The organism is Cellulosimicrobium sp. AB352 (genome assembly GCF_049538415.1).
GTDB lineage: Bacteria > Actinomycetota > Actinomycetes > Actinomycetales > Cellulomonadaceae > Cellulosimicrobium > Cellulosimicrobium funkei.
In genome coordinates this window covers 36,029-53,710 of sequence record NZ_JBMVFX010000028.1, presented here as the reverse complement: position 1 = coordinate 53,710, position 17,682 = coordinate 36,029, and the positions used below count along the sequence as shown (strand labels likewise).

Genomic DNA, 17,682 nt, shown 5'->3' with positions numbered 1-17,682 from the left:
AGGAGCGCGCGTCGTACTGCTCGGTGACGGTCGTCGACCTCCCCTCGGCGTCGGTGGCCACGACCGTGACCTCACCGGCCTCGACGGAGGACGCGCGGGAGGCGAAGGACTGGTAGGCGTTCTTCCCTGGTTCGACGCCGTTGACGGTCCTGGTGCCGAACGGCGTGTCGAGGCGCACCGTGAGGGGCGCGGCGTCGTCGTTCTGCGCACGGACCGCGACGTAGACCTTGCCGGCGAGGCAGCGGGTCTCGGTCGTCACGGTGACGGCCGGGCCCGCGGGAGCGCCGTCGCCCACAGTGAGGGTGAGCGTCGTCGTCGTGGTGCCGGCCGTGCTGACGTAGTCCGGGAGGACGAGGTCGCCCCGGACGACGTACACGCCCGGCGTCTCGACGACGCTCTCGTCGAAGTCCCACTCGACCCCGACGGCCTGGTTGTCGCGCGAGCCGTCGTTGTAGGAGACGAGGACCTTGGTGGGCAGCCACGGCTGCTCGCCGACGTCGACGCTCTGCTCGAACTGCTCGGCGCCCTGGATGGAGATGCCGCCCTGCGAGCTCTCCGGCCGCACGTACACCTGGGCCTCGGCGATGAGGCCGTAGGTCGTGTTGGTGCCGTAGACGGTGAACGGCTCGACGTTGGTCTCGGCGACCATGGCGGGCGTGATCGGCTGCCACGTGAACTCGACGGCACCGCGGCGCCCGCTCGAGTACACGACGTCGAGCGTCGAGGGGAGCTCCGGCACCTCGCCCGTGACGGTCCGCAGGATCACGGGGCTCGCCACGGAGTCGACGGTGTCGCCGTTGACGCGCCACCGCAGGATGCCGGTGCCGGCGCCGCCGGTCTGCACGCCCGTGATCCGGACCCGCAGGTAGCTGGCCTCGACGGGCTCGAACTCCAGGTGGTTGTACGCGTTGAGCTGGAGCGCGCCCGCGTACGTGGAGCCCTCGGTCAGGGTGACGGGCGTCCAGTCGGTGCCGTTCTGCGAGTGCTCGACCGTGTACGTGTCCGCACGCGGCATGCGCGTCCCGCCGTTGTCGTCGTACCAGTAGATGTCGGTCGACGCGACGAGCACCGGCGACTCCCACGCGTACCGGATCCACGCGGCGTTCTGCGCGCTCGTGCCGTTCGCGGGCTGTCCCCACGTGCCCCAGCCGTTGCCCGCACCGGGGTTCGAGCTCGCGGGCGTCGAGGACTCGTTGACCCGCAGCGGGTTCTCCCAGGAGGCGGACCCGCTCGTCGTGACGGTCGCGAGCGCCCCGAACTCGGCGGACGTCGCCTTCTCGGTCAGCTCGACCTCGACGTCGCGCTCGGTCGTGAGCTCGCCGTCGGACGCCGTGAGCCGGAAGGTGTACACCCCCGGTGCCGTGCCGGTCACCGTCGTGGTGAGGGCGTCGGCGGCGCCGAAGATGACGCTCGCCCCGTCGGGCGCGGAGACCGTCGACCACCCGTAGGTGAGCGTCCCGTCCTCCGGGATGCCGTCGTCGGTCACCGTGCCGACGAGCGTGGTGGAGAGGTTCCCGTCCTTCGACCGGTCGACGTTCACCCCGACCGCCGGGGCGTCGTTGACGACCTCGGGGACCTCGCGGCCGGAGTCGAAGACCTGGATCTCCGAGATCGCGGTCCAGGTCGACGGCGTGTTCGTGAACGCGACCCGGACCTTGTCCGACGTCACGGCCTCAAACAGCGCCTCGTTGAACTTGGGCCCGGGGACCTTGGGCGCCTTGAACGCGTCCGGCACGCTCGTCCAGCCGCCCGACCCGTCGGGCACCTGGACCGAGTACCGCAGCGGCTCGCGGTACCCGCCCGCCTGCCGGTCGCTGACGAACCAGACCTTGACGTTGTCGAAGGTCGTCGGCTCTCCCAGGTCGAGCTCCACGTAGCCCGTGTCGCCCTCCGTGCCGTAGTTGCCCCAGAAGGGCTCGTTGGCGGTGCTGCCGTCCGTGACCGCGGCGAGCGACACGGGCCGCTCCGTCTCCTTGATCGCGCCCGGCGTGTAGTTCATTGAGCCGGTGCTCCAGCCCGGGGTGTGGAACTGGCGCCACGGCGTCGGGCGCGCGCCCTGCTGGGTGTCCGACGACGACAGCTCCGCCCCGAGCGCGAGGTTGCCGGCGTCCTCGGTGAGGTCGATGCCCGCCGTCTTCAGGTACGACACGACGCGCTCGTCCTCGATCGGGGTGTCCACGGCCGTGGGCACGTCGGCACCCTCGTCCGCGACGACCTCGACCGCGAGACCCTCGTCCGACTCCACGACCTCGTTCGCCGCCGGGTCGTAGACGAACCGGCCGAGGCCGTCGGCCGCGGCCTTGCGCTCACCGTCGACGAAGAGGCTGTAGCCCTCGCCGAGGCCGTAGTGCGAGCCGTCCTCGTCCCAGACGATCGTCACGTCCTTGCCGTGGTACCGCAGGTTGTTGACCATGAAGTGGTCGTACCCGAGGTCGATCGGCCAGAGCTCGATCTTGTCGTCGGACCGCGGCTGGATGCCGCCCATGTCCTCGACGTAGATGTAGTTCATGTTGCCGAGCATCACGTGGTTCGGGTTGTTGCGGTTGAACGTCTGCGTGCTCGCGTTCCAGTTCGAGTAGTACTCGGCCTGGTTGGGGACGAGGGTGTCGCCGTTCGGGTAGATGCTCCACGCCATCCAGTCGAGGAGCTTCGCCGCGTACTCGGGCGTGACGTAGGTGTGGTCGGGGTCGTAGTGCCGCAGCGCGGACCGCACGCCCCGGTACTGGACCGTGAAGTTGATGTTGGAGAAGTTGTTCGACCCCCCGATGCCGTACTTGGCCCGGTCGTACTGGTTGGCCGTGTAGAACGGGAAGATCGGGAAGTTGTCCCCGTACCGCAGGAAGCGGAACCCGTCGACGTACGTGTCGGCGTCCTCGACCGGGATGAGGTTCTCGGCGTAGATGTCGTAGAGGTTCGACTCCTTCGCCGGGATGAGGTCGCGCTCGGCCTGGCTCAGCGGGTTCTGGTTCCCGCCCGACGTCGCGCCGTGCGACGTCCCCGCGAGGAACATGCGCGTCTCCTCGCTCCACAGCCGCCCGAGGATCGCGTCCCGGATCTCGTCGGCGGTCTGCCCCATCTCTGCGACCTTCTCCGGGTCCGCCCCCGCCATCGCGTAGAGCTGGCGGGCGGCGTCGAACGCGCCCCACACGTACGCGGACTCCGGGCGCTCGATCGTCCGCGCGCCCGGCGCCCCCGCGTCGACCTTGGGGTACCCGAAGCTGATCGCGTCGGAGTCGTTGCCCGGCATGTAGTTGGTGTCGTACGCGATGAGCTTGTCGTCGTTGCCGTCGTAGTGCTCGAGCTGCCCGGTGCCGTCGCCCTCGAAGTACGTCGCGAAGCGCTCGGCGACCGCCGGACCGCCGCCGTGCACGTTGTACGCCTCGAGGCCCGCGGTGCCGAGGTACTGCGAGTAGTGGTTGTTCCAGCTCGTGTGCCCCGGGCTGTCGAGGAACGCCGACGCCCCGGAGAGCTCACCGATGTTGAGGATCTGCCCGTACCCGAGGTACGGGTTGCGGATCCACTTGGTGTCCTGCAGGTGCATGGGCTGCGTGAGCGCCACCGAGTTCTGGTAGAGGTTCACGCCCTCGATCGTCGTCGGGTACTGGTACACGTAGCCGGGCTCGTTCGCGTCCAGGCTGTTGTACCGCTCGCCCCACCAGCGGTAGACGATCGCCTTCTCGATCGCCTCGTCCGGGACGTCGATGTACGGGATGTCCTCCGCCCACTGCCGGTTGAACTCCGTGACGCCCGTGCGGAACGCCTCCGCGGGGGTCAGCGCGGCGTACTCGTGGAAGCTCTCCACCGACTCGGGGAGCGTGTCGCTGGACAGCACGCCGAGCACGGACAGGTCGACCGAGCCGCCCGCCGGCACCGTGACCTCGCGGTCGAGGTTGGTCCCCGTGCGCTCGAACCCCGGGGCCTTGAGCCCCACGGTCACGGTGGACCACGGCGTGTCCACGAGCCCGTTGTTCGACCCGCTCGTCAGCGTGCGGGTCCCCGTGAGCTCGTCGGCCGCGTCGGCTGCGGCCGTCGCGAGCGGCGAGGACGCGCGCACCGTGAAGGTCACGTCGCTCGCGCCGGGGTTGGTGAAGGTCAGCGCGGACAGCGCCACGTTGTCGTACGTGATGAGCTTCTTGAGGTCCGCGACGACGCCCGTCGTCCCGACGGTGTAGCGCGCCTTCGCGTGGCTCGGCGCGTTGAAGCGCTGCGCCCCGACCTCGGTGATCGTCTGCCCGGGCACGGTCACGGTGTAGAGGTTGCCGAGGTTGTTCGGCCCGCCCGCGAACGCGGAGCCCGCGAACCCCATGACCGCCCAGTTGCTGTTGCCCCGCAGGTACAGCGACCGCCCGCGCGTCTGGAGCACGCTGTTGCTCGCCGTCCCGCTCACCCCGAGCACGCGGTCGAGGTAGTAGTCCGTGCCGCCCGCGGCCAGGTCCTTCTCGAAGATCGACCCGTGCATCGAGCCCGCGGTCCACGGGACGCCCGGCTCGAGGGCGGCGGCGACCTGGTCCAGGTTCCTGTAGACCGGGTCGCCGATGTCCATCGAGTCCGTCGTGCCGTCGGTGTAGACACCGATGTCGCTCTCGTTCCCCGGCACCACGTCGGCCTGTGCCGCCGGTGCCAGTGCGACGCCGGTGGCGGCCATCGCACCTGTCATCGCCGAGGCGACGACCCTTCTCCACGCTCTCCCCGACATCACCAAGTCCTCTCCATCGGGAACCGGAACAGGTCCGGGACGACGACGGCACCACGCGTCGCGCGGGTGGACTGCTTCGTCCGCCCGCCCCGCTGCGGGACGCGTGAACCCGATCGTCGTGCCGGCTCGCGCCGCGCCGCGGAAGTCCCGTACCCGGGGCTCGTGGCCCCCGCTCCCTCCGCGATGAGGTCGCCAGTCGCGAGCCAGTCAACCAGCCGGAAGCGACTACCGCAATGGTTTTCGGTCTCGACTTCGCGGTGCCGCCGGGTCAGCGCGCCGCGACCCTGCTGACGGATACTCGCTCTGCGCGCTGCGATATCGGACGCTGCGACGCGATCTCATCGACCGGCAGAGCCATCGACACGGCCAGTCTCCGAAAACTCTCTTCCATCCGTTTCGCCGAGGTGACCCACACAGGGGCGACCGCCCCGCCCCCTCGTGGGCGGAGCGCCGCGGGTTCCGCGAGGACGGGGCGGCGAGGAAGAGGGGCACGGGCGAGCACAGGGCACAGGGAGGAGCGGGGAAGGTCCGGCCGGCAGCGGGTCGCAGGGTGCGAGGAGCGCGACGTCGCCGCGCAGCGGGCTCGGCCCTACGCCCCGTCGGTCGTCGCGTCCGGCGGCGCGGCGCCCTCCGCGGGCGCCGTCCCGTCCGCGGGAGCCGTCCCGTCCGCGGGCGGGGTCCCCTCGGCGGGAGGAGCGGTCCCGTCCGCCGGGGTGGTGCCCTCAGCGGGTGCGGTGCCGTCGGCCGGTGCGGTGGTCTCGGCCGGGTCCGGCGTGGGCGCGGGCGGTGCGAGCAGGGTGAAGGTCACGGGCTCGCTCGTCGCGCCGTCGACGCCGGCGATGCTCACCACCGCCGTGTACGTGCCGGGGTCGACCTCGGGCTGGTCGGGCGCGCAGCCCTCGACCGAGCGGTGGCGGTCCCACCGCACGAGCCGCGACGGGTCCTCGTCGCCCGTGCTCATGAGGAGCAGGCGCTCGGTGGACCCGCAGTGGGCCGACGACCACACGAGCTCGTCGCCCGAGTAGACGAGCACCTGACGGCCCGCGTCCGACCCGTCGACGAGGCACGGCCGCCCGCCGGACTGCCGGACGGTCACGTCGAGCTGCACGGCGCGACCGGGCTCGTACTCCGCGGCGTTCGTCGTCACGGCGAGCTCGAGCGACGCCGCCGTGCAGTCGCGGGGCGGGCCCGCGGCCTCGGGCGTGGGGGGCGGGGACTTGCCCTCCTGCGCGCTCGCGTCGCCGCTCAGCAGCGGCCCGACGGCGCGGACGGCCACCTGGCCGAGCAGCACGAGGCCGACGACGAGCGCCACGAGGAGGAGGAGCGCGACGAGCCGACGCCGCACCAGGGCGGCGCGCGTGGGCGCGCCCGGCCCGGTGCTCGGGCGGGTGCTCGGCCTCGGGGTGCGGTCGGTCCGCGGCGTGCTCACGGGTCCTCCGTCGTGCTCGTGCTGGTCGGGACCACGCTAGCCGTGGGGGCGCCCCGCGGGACCGGTGCCGCGCCGACGGCGGCCCAGGTCGGGGCACAATGTGTGCGGCCCGACCCCGACCCTCCCGAGGACCCACCACCCGTGCCAGCCCCCGCCCCCCGCCCGGCGCGCGCCGACGGCCCCGCCCGCACGGCACCCTCGACCGCGCTCTCGACCGTGGCCGGAGACCCGCACGCGGGGCTGCGCGACGCCGTCGGGCGCTGGTTCGGCGCGACGGCCCGCGACCTGCCGTGGCGCGCGGCCGACCGCACCGCGTGGGGCGTGCTGGTGAGCGAGGTGATGCTGCAGCAGACGCCGGTCGTGCGCGTCGAGCCGGCCTGGCGGGCGTGGATGGAGCGCTGGCCCGAGCCGGCCGACCTCGCGGCCGCACCGACCGCCGACGTGCTGCGCGCGTGGGGCCGGCTGGGCTACCCGCGGCGCGCACTGCGCCTGCAGGAGTGCGCCCGGGCGATCGTCGAGCGGCACGACGGCGAGGTGCCCCGCGGCGAGGAGGCGCTGCGCGCCCTGCCGGGGGTCGGCGAGTACACCGCCGCGGCGGTCACCGCGTTCGCGCACGGGCGCCGCGCGGTCGTCGTCGACACGAACGTGCGCCGCGTCCTGGCGCGGGCGGTCGGGGGCGTCGCGCTGCCCGCGCCGTCGTACACGGCCGCGGAGCGCGCGACCGCCGCCGCGGTCGCCCCGCCGGACGACGACGACGCGGTGCTGTGGGCGGCCGCGTCGATGGAGCTCGGCGCGCTCGTCTGCACGGCGCGCGCGCCCCGGTGCGGCGTCTGCCCCGTCCGCGACGCGTGCGCGTGGCGGCTGGCCGGGCGCCCCGGCGACGAGCACGCGGCCCGACGCCGCACGCAGGCCTGGGCCGGCACCGACCGGCAGGCGCGGGGCCGGGTCATGGCGGCGCTGCGCGACGCGCCGGGCCCGGTGCCGCGCGGCGTCGTGGCCGAGGTGTGGCACGACGCCGCGCAGCTCGACCGGTGCGTGGCGAGCCTCGTCGAGGACGGGCTCGTCGAGCAGGTCGACGGGCCGGGCGGGGTGCTCTACCGGCTCCCCGCCTGACCCGGCGTCAGACGGTCGGGAGCCACACGCGCATCGTCGACGGACCCCGGCCCGCCCAGTCGTGGTACGGCACGAGCCGCACGTCGACGGGCTCCGCCGGGGCGACCCCGGCGCGCGCGGACCCGGTCCGTCCCGGGGCACCGCCGTGCAGGGGCGCGTACGGCCAGTGGCCGGGCGCCGGGTCGACGAGCAGCCCGCGGACGACGACGTGCCCGTCCTCCTCGCGCGGCGCGACGGCGACGTCGACGCGCAGGTCGGCGACGTCGCGGCCGCCGGGCAGGTCCACCGACTCCACGCACAGCACCTCGGGGCCCCGCTGCACGGCCACGCACCCGCGCACGGCGTCGATCCGGTCGTCGGGCACGAGGAACCGGGGCGCCACGTCGAGATCGAGCGTGACGACGCTCCCCGGCCGCAGGTCCGGCACCGCGACGGTGCCCGCGGGCACGTGGCGGGCGGGGCCGTCGTCGACCACGAGCAGCCCCGAGCCCGACCACGCGGGGACGCGGAGCGTGAGCGCCCACCGCTCCGGCGCCTCGACGACGCGCACGCGGACGCGGCCCGTGGCCGGGTAGTCGGTCTCGACGTCGAGCGCGACCGGCTCTCCCGACGGGAGCGTCGCGCGGACCTCGCTCGGTGCGTACTGGTGGAGCTGCACCCCGCCGTCGTCGACGGTGGCGAGGTACCCGGCGAGGCTCGCGAACGTGCGCGCGACGTTGGGCGGGCAGCACGACACCTCGAACCACGGCGCGCGCAGCGACGACTCGGCGCGCTTGCTCACCTGGTCCGGCGCGGCCGGCTCGCCCGGGACGCGCTGGTGGAGCGTGTTCGCGTAGTAGAAGGCGCGGCCGTCGTGCGCGGGCGACGTCGCGACCACGTTGAAGAGGGCGCGCTCCACGACGTCGGCATAGCGCGCGTCGCCCTGCGCGAGCAGGAGGCGCCACGCGACCATGACCGACCCGATCGACGCGCACGTCTCCGAGTAGGCGCGGTCCGGCGGCAGCACGAAGTCGTCGCCGAACGCCTCGTCTTGGTGGTGGGACCCCTGCCCCCCGGTGACGTAGGTGCGCGCGGCCTGCGTGCGCTCCCACTGCCGCGCGACCGCGGCGACGAGCTCGTCGTCCCCGGTCTCCACGGCCACGTCGACGGCCCCCGCGGCGAGGTAGTTCGCGCGCACCGCGTGGCCCCGGAACACCGTGGCCTCGCGCACCGGGACGTCGTCCTGGTAGTACGAGCGGCCCCACTCGATGTCCGCGAGCGTGCCGTGCCCACGGCGCTCGACGAAGAGCGCCGCCTGGCGCACGTAGCGCGGCTCGTCGAGCGCGCGCCCGAGCTCCGCGAGCGCCACCTCGACCTCCGCGTGCCCGCACACGCCCTGGATGCCGTCGGGCCCGAACGTCTCGCACACGTGGTCGGCGGAGCGCCGCGCGACCTCGACGAGGAGGTCGTCGGGGTGGCCGGTGCGCACGCGCGCGACGGCCGCCTGCAGGAGGTGGCCCTGCACGTAGAGCTCGTGGCCCCACTCGAGGTCCGTGTACCGGGCGGGCTGCCCCGGGTGGCCGAACCGCGTGCACAGGTACCCGTCGGGTGCCTGCGCCGCGGCGACGCGCTCGACGATCGCGGCGAAGCGGCGCTCGAGGGCGTCGTCGGGCCGGCGCCCGAGCTCCCAGGCCATCGCCTCGAGCAGCTTGTACACCTCGGAGTCGCTGAACTCGCGGCCGCGCCGCGTCGTCGCGACGTCGCCCCGCACGACGGCGTCGAAGTTGCCGAGCCAGCCCTCGGCCTCGAGCCAGTGCTCGATGTGCGCGAGCGTCGCGGTCCGGTTGACCTCCTGGCGCTCGCCCCAGAACCCGCCCGTGATGCGCACCTGCGCCAGCCCGAGCGGCTGCAGCCGCCCGGTCGCGGGGACGACCGGGCGTCCGCCGTCGGTCGGGCGGGCACCGGTCCCCGTCGTCCGGGGCACCGTCGGGGTCGTGGTCATGGCAGCACCTCCCGAGGCGACGGGGTCGCCTCGTCGTTCGTCGGGGACGACGCCGGACGGCGTCGGATCGGTAGGCCGCAGGGCGGGGTCGAGGTCGGGGACGTGCGTCGTCATCCCTTCAGCGCCCCGGACATGAAGCCGCGCACGTAGTGGCGCTGGAGCAGCAGGAACAGGACGATGCACGGCGCCGCGAGCACGACGACGCCCGCCTGGGTCGCGCCGTAGTCGACGATCCCCATGACCTGCTGGCGCATGTTGGCGACCGCGAGCGGCAGCGGCGCCTTCGTCGAGTCGGTGATGAGGATGAGCGGCGCCACGAAGTCGTTCCACGCGGCGAGGAACGCGAACAGGCCCACGGTGATGAGCCCGGGCTTGACCGCGGGGACGAGCACGCGGCGCAGCGCCCCGAAGGACGAGCACCCGTCGACCATCGCCGCCTCGTCGAGCTCACGCGGGACGGACTCGAACGAGATCCGCATCATGAACGTCGCGAACGGGAGCTGGAACATCGTGAGGACCAGCGCCAGGCCGAGCAGCGAGTTCTGCAGGTGCAGCGTGTTGAGCAGCACGTAGAGCGGGATGAGGAGCGTCGCGTACGGCACCATGAGGATCGCGAGCGTCACGAGGAACAGCACGTCGCGCCCGGGGAACCGGAACCGTGCGAACGCGAACCCGCCGAGCAGCGAGACGGTCAGCGTGAAGAGCACCGTGAGCCCGGAGACGACGACGGAGTTCCACAGGTACTGGCCGATGCCGGCCTGGTAGCCCGCGAGCGTCACGTAGTTGCCGAAGCCCCAGCCGTCGACCTGGTTGCTGCCGGGCTGCGGCGAGAACGACGCCACGCCGGCCCACACCAGCGGGAAGAGGAAGACGATCGCCAGCCCCCCGGTGAGCACCCAGTACGGGGTGCGCGTGAGGATGCCCGCGATGCGGGCACGAGGAGCCGGCGCGGGACGTGCCCCGGGTGCGGGGCGGGCGGGGGCGGTTGCCGTGACGGCCATGTCACTTCTCCTCGGGTGCGCGCATGCCACGGACCTGCGCGACGTTGATGAGCACGAGGGCCGCGAGCACGATGATCGACAGCGCGGCGGCCACGCCCAGGTCGTTCTGCCCCTGGAAGGCGATGTTGTAGATGAGCTGGACGACGGTGATGGTGCTGTTGTCCGGCCCGCCCTTGGTGAGGATGTAGAACTGGTCGAACGCGAGCAGCGACCCGGTGACGCAGAGGATCGTGCAGAGCGCGAGCGACGGGCGCAGCAGCGGGACGGTCACGCGCGCGAACGTCTGCCACCGGTTGGCGCCGTCCATGCGGGCCGCCTCGTACACCTCGTGCGGGATGCCCTGGAGCCCCACCATGAGCAGCAGCATGTAGAAGCCGGCGAAGCGCCAGACGATGAGGAACACCGTCGACCAGAGCGCGCCGTCGGGGGACCCGAGGAACGAGACGGGCTCGTCGACGAGCCCCAGGCGCTCCAGCAGCGGTGAGATCGGGCCCACCTGCGGCGAGTACAGCGCGTAGAAGAGCAGCGACGCGGACGCGAGGCCCAGCGCGCTCGGCACGAGGATGGACGTGCGCAGGAAGCTCTTCCACCGGCTCGACTCCTGCACCAGGAGCGCGAACCCCAGCCCCAGCGCGATGAGGAGCACGGTGGCGATGGCCGTGTACTTCAGGGTGAAGACGACGGAGTCCCAGAAGAACCGGTTCTCGACGGCGTCGCGGAAGTTGTCGGGGAAGTTCACGCCGCGGTTGCCCGCCAGGAGCGGCCAGTCGGACGCCGACATCTGGCCGACGAGCAGCACCGGCAGGACGAAGAGGACGAGGACGAAAACGGCCGTCGGCGCGGCGTAGGCCCACCCGCGGGCGGACTGCGACCGACCGGGTCGACGGCGGCGCGCGGCGCCCGCGGTCCCGGCGGCGCGGGGCGGTCGGTCGTCGCTCGGGACGGGCCCGCGGGCCGCCGGGCCGTGCGGCACGGGTGGTGGCGGCGTCGAGGGCGCGGACTGCACGGACATGGCTGGTCTCCTGGGACGGGGGCGAGGGAAGCCGGACCGGGCTCGCCGCCGCGCGGCCTGCGGGCGGCGGCGAGCACCGTGGTCGACCGGGTCGGTGGTCGGGCGGTGGACCCGCGGGAGGTCGCCGGCGGCGCCGGGACCTCCCGGGGCCTCACTGCGACAGGACCGCCGTGATCTCCTCGTTGTCCGGCTCGATGCTCGAGCCGTCGCCGAACACGGCGTTGCGCACGAGCGTGAGCCACGGGCTGTTCGGCGCGTTGAACGCCTGCTGGAAGTTGCGCGCGACGGGCGTGCGGCCCTGGCTCGCGATCTCGTTGATCGTCATGACGCGCGGGTCGGCGGACGAGAACTCGTTGTCGACCAGGTCGGCGCGGGACACGACGTCGCCGTTCTTGGCGAGCACCTGCACCTGGGCGTCCTCGGACATCATCCAGGACAGGAAGTTCCACGCCTGGTCCGACTTCTCGCTGTCCTTGGAGATGCCGATGCCGTCGCCGCCCACGAAGGTCGACCCGCCGCCGTCGGGACCGGGGATCGGCGCGACGCCCACGTCCACCGTCTCGTCGGCCGTCGACAGGAGCGTCGCCGGGTACGGCATGACGCCGACCTTGCCCTCCTGGAAGGGGGCGACCCACGTGGCGCCCGTCTCGTCGCGCGTGCCTGCGCCGACCGCGTCGGAGTCGACGAGGTCCTTGTAGACGGCGTACACGTCCTGCGCGGTGTCGCTCGCCAGGAGCGACTCGGCGCCGCCGTCGCCGAGGACGTCCTCGTCCGCGGCCCAGATCGACGGGAACCACGTGAAGACGAGGCACCCGCCGCAGTTGCCGCCGAAGAACGTGCCGTCCACCCCGCCACCGAGCGCGTCGACGGCCTTGGCCTGCTCCGCGAACTCGGCGAGCGACGTCGGCGGCGCCTCGGGGTCGAGGCCTGCCTGCTCGTAGAGGTCCTTGTTGTAGAAGAGGACGGAGACGTCGAGGACGAACGGGAGGATGTACTCCTGGTCCTCGTACGTGCCGGCCTCGAGGTGGCCCGGGTTGATCTCGTCCGCGAAGTCGAGCTGGTCGATGCGCCCGGTGACGTCCTGGTAGAGGCCCTGCTCGACCCAGTTCGGCACATACACGATGTCGGCCGCGAACAGGTCCGGCAGGCCGCCGCTGCCCGCGGCGGCACCGACCTTCGCCACGTAGTCGTCGTTGGGGACGATGGTGAGCTCGACCTCGTTCTCGTGGCTCGCGTTGTACGCGTCCACCAGGAGCTTCGCCTGCTTCTCGAGCGGCGCGCGCGTCCACAGGGTGAGCGTGCTGCCGTCGTCGACGCCCTCGACGCCTCCCTCGCCCGTGCCGCCCGTCGCGGCGTCGTCGCCGCCGGAGGCGGACCCGCACGCGGCGAGCCCCAGCGCGACGAGGCCGGCGAGCGTCGTCGTGGCCACGGACCTCTTCCACGAGGTCCCGCGGTGGTGTGTCATCTCGTGTCTCCTCGTACTCGTCTTCGAGCCGTTGCACCTGCGCCCCGTGCTCGCGCTTCGGGCGAACACGTTTTCGGTCACGGTGTCGCGCTGCGGCGCGCTCCACCTGGCCGACCCTCCCCTCAGGCGGCTAGTGTTCGATGTCCTAGCGTCGACCGTGAGCCGGGTGCTCGCGTCGTCGCCTGGCGCCGAAACCAACCGAAAAGGTTTTCTGAATGTATGGCAGCGCGATAGCCTCGTCAAGCAGGGCAGCGGGTTACAGTTCGATCACGGCTCGATCGTCGAGGGCGCAGCGCAGCGCACCGGCAGGAGGGGGAACGGCCTCATGACGACCCAGAGCGGGAGCGCCTCGCCGCGCGCGGCGACCCTCACCGACGTCGCACGCCTCGCCGGCGTGTCCATCGCGACCGCGTCCAAGGCGATCAACGGCCGCGACCAGGTCAAGGCCGAGACCCGCCTGCGCGTCCTCGAGGCCGCCGAGCGCCTTTCGTTCGCGCCCAACGCGCTCGCCCGCGGGCTGCTGAAGGGCCGCACGGGCACGGTGGGCCTCCTCACGAGCGACCTCGAGGGCCGGTTCTCGATCCCGGTCCTCATGGGGGCCGAGGACGCGTTCGGGGCGGGCCGCGTGTCCGTCTTCCTCTGCGACGCGCGCGGCGACGCCATCCGCGAGCAGCACCACGTGCGCGCCCTGCTCTCCCGGCGCGTGGACGGCCTCATCGTCGTGGGGTCGCGGACCGACCCGCGCCCCCCGCTCAGCGCCGACGTCCCCGTCCCGGTCGTCTACGCCTACGCGCCGTCGGAGGGCCTCTCCGACGTCTCGATCACCGCCGACAACGTGGGCGCGGGCCGCCTCGCCGTCGAGCACCTGCTCTCGTGCGGGCGGCGCCGCGTCGCGCACGTCTCGGGCGACCCCGGGTACAAGGCCGCGCAGGACCGCGCGGCGGGCGCCGAGGCCGCGGTGGCCGCCGCCGGGCTCGAGCTCGTCGGCGGTCAGACGTTCTTCGGCTCGTGGAGCGAGGGCTGGGGACGCGGCGCGGCGCGCATGATCGTCGAGCAGCACGGCGACGTCGACGCGTTCTTCTGCGGCTCCGACCAGATCGCTCGCGGCGTGCTCGACGCGCTGCGCGAGCTCGGCCGCGACGTCCCGGGCGAGGTGTCGGTCATCGGGTTCGACAACTGGGAGGTGCTCACGACGAACGCCCGCCCGCAGCTCACGAGCGTCGACATGAACCTCGAGCGGCTCGGGCGCGTCGCGGCGCAGCGCCTCTTCGCCGCGATCGACGGCACGGTGCGCCCGGGCGTCGAGGAGCTCCCCTGCCGCGTGGTGACCCGCGCGTCGACGGTCCCGATCAGCTGAGCACGGCGTCCGCGGCGGCGCCGCTGCCGCGGTCGTCGACGTCGTCGAGATCGAGCAGCATGCGCGTGTTGCCGAGCGTGTTGGGCTTCACGCGCGCGAGGTCGAGGAACTCCGCGACGCCGTCGTCGTGCGAGCGCAGGAGCTCGGCGTACACCTCGGGGGACACGGGCGTCCCCTCGATGGTGCGGAAGCCGTGCGCGCGGAAGAAGTCGACCTCGAACGTCAGGCAGAACACGCGCCGCAGGCCGAGGGCGCGGGCGCGGGCGACGAGCTCGACGACGAGCGCGTGCCCGACGCGGTGCCCGCGCCACGCCGGGTCCACCGCGAGCGTGCGGATCTCCGCGAGGTCGTCCCACATGACGTGCAGCGCCCCGCACCCGACGACGCGCCGCGCGTCCGCGCCGTCCGCCGCGTCCGGGTCCGGCACCTCGGCGACGACGAACTCCTGGACCGCCTCGTAGTACCCGACCATCTCCTTGGCCAGGAGGATGCGGTCCTCGGCGTAGGGCTGCACGAGCGCACGCACCGTCCGCACGTCCGCGGGCAGGGCGGGACGGACACGGACGGCGGAGGTCGTGGGCACCGCGACACTGTACGCGCGCGGAGCACCTGCTGCATAGTCATGCATCAGGACGCATATCTGCGCTCTGCGCTCACGAGCCCCCGACGAGGTGGGCCGCCGTGATCTCGTCGACGACGAGGTCGGTCACCACGCCCGCGCGCAGGGCTGCGCGCAGGGGCGCCACCTTGTTGTCGCCCGCGACGGCGCACACCCGCCGCGGCACGCGCCGCAGCTCCTCGGGGGCCGGCCCCGTCGCGCGCTCGTTGAGCGCGATGTCGCGGTAAGTCCCGTCGGCGCGGAGGAACACCGTGCAGACGTCGCCGACGACGCCCTCGGCGTCGAGGACCGCGATGTCGTCGGGGTCGAGGTACCCCGCGGAGTACACGTGCGACGGCACGCCGCCCGCGACGGCCCCGACGGAGAACAGCGCGATGTCCGCCCGGTGCTGCACGTCGAGCACGCGGCGCACGGACCGCTCGCGCCACATCGCGCGCTTCGTCTCCGCGTAGTCGAAGAACGCGGGCACTGGGAAATGGTGCACGTGGGCGTCGAACGCGCTGCCGAAGCCCGCGATGAGGTCGCCCGCGTAGTGCACGCCCGACGTCCGCGTGTTCGCCGCCCCGTTGAGCTGCACGACGGCGCTCCCCCGGGTCGGCTTGCGCGGCAGGTGCCGGGACACGGCCGAGAGCGTCGTGCCCCACGCGATCCCGAGGATCATGTCGGAGTCGAACCACGTCGACAGCAGGCGCGCGGTCGTCAGCGCGACCTGCTCGAGCCGCTCGACCTGCGGCGCCTGGTCGGGCACGGGGACCACGTAGGCGTCGATCCCCCACGTGCTCGCGAGGTGCTGCCCGAGCCCCGGCCCGCGGCTGCGCGCGGGCCGCAGCGAGATCTCGACAAGACCCGTGTCGCGCGCCCGCTTCACCAGCCGCGACACCGTGGACCGCGACGTGTGCAGGTGCTTGGCGATCGCCTCCATCTTCATGTCCTGGAGGTAGTACATCGACGCCGCGCGCAGGACGTCCTGCTCCCGATCGACCATCGCGGTCTCCTTCCCGTCACCCCCATTCTGCACGTTCGTGCACCACGGTTGCGCGGGCGTTCGCCGCGTGGTGGTCTGGAGCGTGTGCCTCCGCGCCGGAGACCCCGGTGCACGCACGGCGGTTCCCGCTCGCGCACCCTGGTCGGGCGTGGGACCGTCGCTGTGAGCGCACCGTGGGCGCGATCGTCCCGCGGCGTGCCGCAGCACCGAGGGACGAGAGAGGAAGACGGATGGCATCCACGAGACTCACCGCGGACTCCCGGCGGCAGGCGCTCGCCGCGCTCGAGGCCAGCACCAGCGCGGACGCCGAGCTCGACGTCCTCGTGATCGGCGGCGGGGTCACCGGTGCCGGGATCGCGCTCGACGCGGTCACGCGCGGGCTCTCCACCGCGATCGTCGAGGCGCAGGACTGGTCGGCGGGGACGTCGAGCCGGTCGAGCAAGCTCGTGCACGGCGGCCTGCGCTACCTGCAGATGCTCGACTTCCACCTGGTCAAGGAGGCGCTCACCGAGCGCGACCTCCTGCTCAAGGAGATCGCGCCGCACCTCGTGCGCCCCGTCCCCTTCCTGTACCCGCTCGAGCACCGCGTGTGGGAGCGTGCCTACGTCGGCGCCGGCATCGCGCTCTACGACACGCTGGCGAGCATCGCGCCCGGTCGCCGCGCGATGCCGCTGCACCGGCACCTGTCGCGCAGCCGCATGGAGAAGAAGTTCCCCGACCTCGCGCACGACGCGGCCGTCGGCGCCGTCCAGTACTGGGACGCGTCGGTCGACGACTCCCGACTCGTCTCGACGCTCGTGCGCACCGCGGCGTCGTACGGCGCGCACGCGGCCTCCCGCACGCAGGTCGTCTCGCTCACCAAGGGCTCGACGGGCGCCGTGAACGGTGCCGTGCTCCAGGACCTCGAGACGGGCCGCGAGATCACCGTCCGGGCACGCGCCGTCATCAACGCGACCGGCGTCTGGACGGAGGACACCGAGGCGCTCGCCGGCAGCGAGGGCGGGCTGCGGGTCCTCGCGTCCAAGGGCATCCACATCGTCGTGCCGCGCGAGCGCATCAAGGGCCAGGTCGGGCTGATCCTGCAGACCGAGAAGTCGGTCCTGTTCGTCATCCCGTGGTCCCGCTACTGGGTGATCGGCACGACCGACACCCCGTGGGAGCAGGAGCTCCAGCACCCCGTCGCGACCGCGGCCGACATCGACTACGTGCTCGAGCACGCGAACGCCGTGCTCGCCCACCCCCTGACGCGCGACGACATCATCGGCACGTGGGCGGGCCTGCGGCCGCTGCTCCAGCCGGGCACCAAGGAGGGCACCAGCTCCGCGAAGGTCTCGCGCGAGCACACGGTCGCCTCCCCGACCCCGGGCCTCACGGTCATCGCCGGCGGCAAGCTCACCACCTACCGCGTCATGGCGAAGGACGCGGTGGACTTCGCGATCGGCCAGCGCGCGAGCGCCCTGCCGTCCATCACGCACAAGATCCCGCTGCTCGGCGCCGTCGGCCTCGACGCCGTGCGTCGCCAGGCGCGGCCCTGGGCGTCCCGGTACGGCTGGACCCCGGCCATGGTCGACCACCTCCTGCACCGGTACGGGTCGAACCTGCGTGAGCTCGTCGAGCTGTGCGAGGCGCAGCCCGACCTCGCCCGCCCGCTCGAGCACGCGCCGGCCTACCTGCGCGCGGAGGTCGCGTACGGCGTCTCCCACGAGGGGGCGCTGCACCTCGAGGACCTGCTGCTGCACCGCACGCGGCTCAACTACGAGGTGCCCGACCGGGGCCTCGCCGCGCTGCCCGAGATCGCGGCCGTCGCCGCCGAGATCCTCGGGTGGGACGACGCGACGCGCGACGCCGAGATCGCGAGCTACACCGCCCGCGCGGAGGCCGAGGCCGCCGCCGAGCAGGAGCCCGACGACGCGTCCGCCGAGCGCACCCGGCTGGAGGCGCCCGACGTGTCGCCGCTCCAGCCGCTCCGCACGACCTGACAGCTGCACATCGCCGCGAGCGAGCCCCGGGTGCCGACCGACGGG

At 73.2% G+C, this 17,682-nt stretch carries 11 protein-coding genes; 3 read left to right on the top strand and 8 right to left on the bottom strand.

Annotation, left to right across the window (positions count from 1 at the left end; translation table 11 throughout):
* On the bottom strand, positions 1-4,645 hold a 4,645-nt coding region (locus ACPCUX_RS17075; RefSeq protein ID WP_423389226.1), incomplete at its 3' end, for a discoidin domain-containing protein.
* Positions 4,646-5,285: 640 nt separating this feature from the next.
* On the bottom strand, positions 5,286-6,125 hold the full coding sequence (locus tag ACPCUX_RS17070) for a hypothetical protein (protein WP_086149030.1): 840 nt from the start codon (positions 6,123-6,125) through the stop codon (positions 5,286-5,288).
* 216 nt (positions 6,126-6,341) lie between these two features.
* Between ACPCUX_RS17070 and ACPCUX_RS17065 the strand changes: the two genes are divergently transcribed.
* Entirely contained in the window at positions 6,342-7,238 is an 897-nt protein-coding gene (locus tag ACPCUX_RS17065; RefSeq protein WP_370512482.1) for an A/G-specific adenine glycosylase, read from the top strand.
* Positions 7,239-7,245: 7 nt separating this feature from the next.
* Here ACPCUX_RS17065 and ACPCUX_RS17060 read toward each other — a convergent pair whose 3' ends face one another.
* From ACPCUX_RS17060 to ACPCUX_RS17045, 4 genes are all read right to left on the bottom strand, one after another.
* Positions 7,246-9,219, bottom strand: a complete 1,974-nt coding sequence (locus ACPCUX_RS17060) for a glycoside hydrolase family 127 protein (protein ID WP_340697797.1) — start codon at positions 9,217-9,219, stop codon at positions 7,246-7,248.
* 110 nt (positions 9,220-9,329) lie between these two features.
* Positions 9,330-10,220, bottom strand: coding sequence for a carbohydrate ABC transporter permease (locus ACPCUX_RS17055; protein ID WP_086149031.1), 891 nt, complete (start codon positions 10,218-10,220; stop codon positions 9,330-9,332).
* 1 nt (position 10,221) lies between these two features.
* Positions 10,222-11,232, bottom strand: coding sequence for a carbohydrate ABC transporter permease (locus ACPCUX_RS17050; RefSeq protein ID WP_144721683.1), 1,011 nt, complete (start codon positions 11,230-11,232; stop codon positions 10,222-10,224).
* Between the two features lie 151 nt (positions 11,233-11,383).
* Entirely contained in the window at positions 11,384-12,661 is a 1,278-nt protein-coding gene (locus ACPCUX_RS17045) for an ABC transporter substrate-binding protein (RefSeq protein ID WP_423389225.1), read from the bottom strand.
* Between the two features lie 361 nt (positions 12,662-13,022).
* Here ACPCUX_RS17045 and ACPCUX_RS17040 point away from each other — a divergent pair, with 361 nt between their 5' ends.
* Positions 13,023-14,054, top strand: coding sequence for a LacI family DNA-binding transcriptional regulator (locus tag ACPCUX_RS17040; protein ID WP_144721679.1), 1,032 nt, complete (start codon positions 13,023-13,025; stop codon positions 14,052-14,054).
* Here ACPCUX_RS17040 and ACPCUX_RS17035 read toward each other — a convergent pair.
* Both ACPCUX_RS17035 and ACPCUX_RS17030 read right to left on the bottom strand, forming a co-directional pair.
* The gene (locus ACPCUX_RS17035; RefSeq protein WP_423389224.1) at positions 14,047-14,682 is read right to left on the bottom strand and encodes an amino-acid N-acetyltransferase; all 636 of its coding nucleotides are present in this window, start codon (positions 14,680-14,682) and stop codon (positions 14,047-14,049) included. The genes ACPCUX_RS17040 and ACPCUX_RS17035 overlap by 8 nt on opposite strands.
* 25 nt (positions 14,683-14,707) lie before the next feature.
* Positions 14,708-15,658 carry a sugar-binding transcriptional regulator gene (locus tag ACPCUX_RS17030; RefSeq protein WP_034655252.1) on the bottom strand — a complete coding sequence of 317 codons (951 nt, stop codon included), beginning with the start codon at positions 15,656-15,658 and terminating at the stop codon, positions 14,708-14,710.
* 230 nt (positions 15,659-15,888) lie between these two features.
* Between ACPCUX_RS17030 and ACPCUX_RS17025 the strand changes: the two genes are divergently transcribed.
* Positions 15,889-17,637, top strand: a complete 1,749-nt coding sequence (locus ACPCUX_RS17025) for an FAD-dependent oxidoreductase (RefSeq protein WP_423389223.1) — start codon at positions 15,889-15,891, stop codon at positions 17,635-17,637.
* Positions 17,638-17,682 lie beyond the last annotated feature (45 nt).

Coding starts and splice junctions, on each gene's coding strand:
- ACPCUX_RS17060 (WP_340697797.1), bottom strand. CDS start 9,219: ATGACCACGACCCCGACGGTGCCCCGGACGACGGGGACCGGTGCCCGC.
- ACPCUX_RS17055 (WP_086149031.1), bottom strand. CDS start 10,220: ATGGCCGTCACGGCAACCGCCCCCGCCCGCCCCGCACCCGGGGCACGT.
- ACPCUX_RS17050 (WP_144721683.1), bottom strand. CDS start 11,232: ATGTCCGTGCAGTCCGCGCCCTCGACGCCGCCACCACCCGTGCCGCAC.
- ACPCUX_RS17040 (WP_144721679.1), top strand. CDS start 13,023: ATGACGACCCAGAGCGGGAGCGCCTCGCCGCGCGCGGCGACCCTCACC.
- ACPCUX_RS17035 (WP_423389224.1), bottom strand. CDS start 14,682: ATGCATGACTATGCAGCAGGTGCTCCGCGCGCGTACAGTGTCGCGGTG.
- ACPCUX_RS17030 (WP_034655252.1), bottom strand. CDS start 15,658: ATGGTCGATCGGGAGCAGGACGTCCTGCGCGCGGCGTCGATGTACTAC.
- ACPCUX_RS17025 (WP_423389223.1), top strand. CDS start 15,889: ATGGCATCCACGAGACTCACCGCGGACTCCCGGCGGCAGGCGCTCGCC.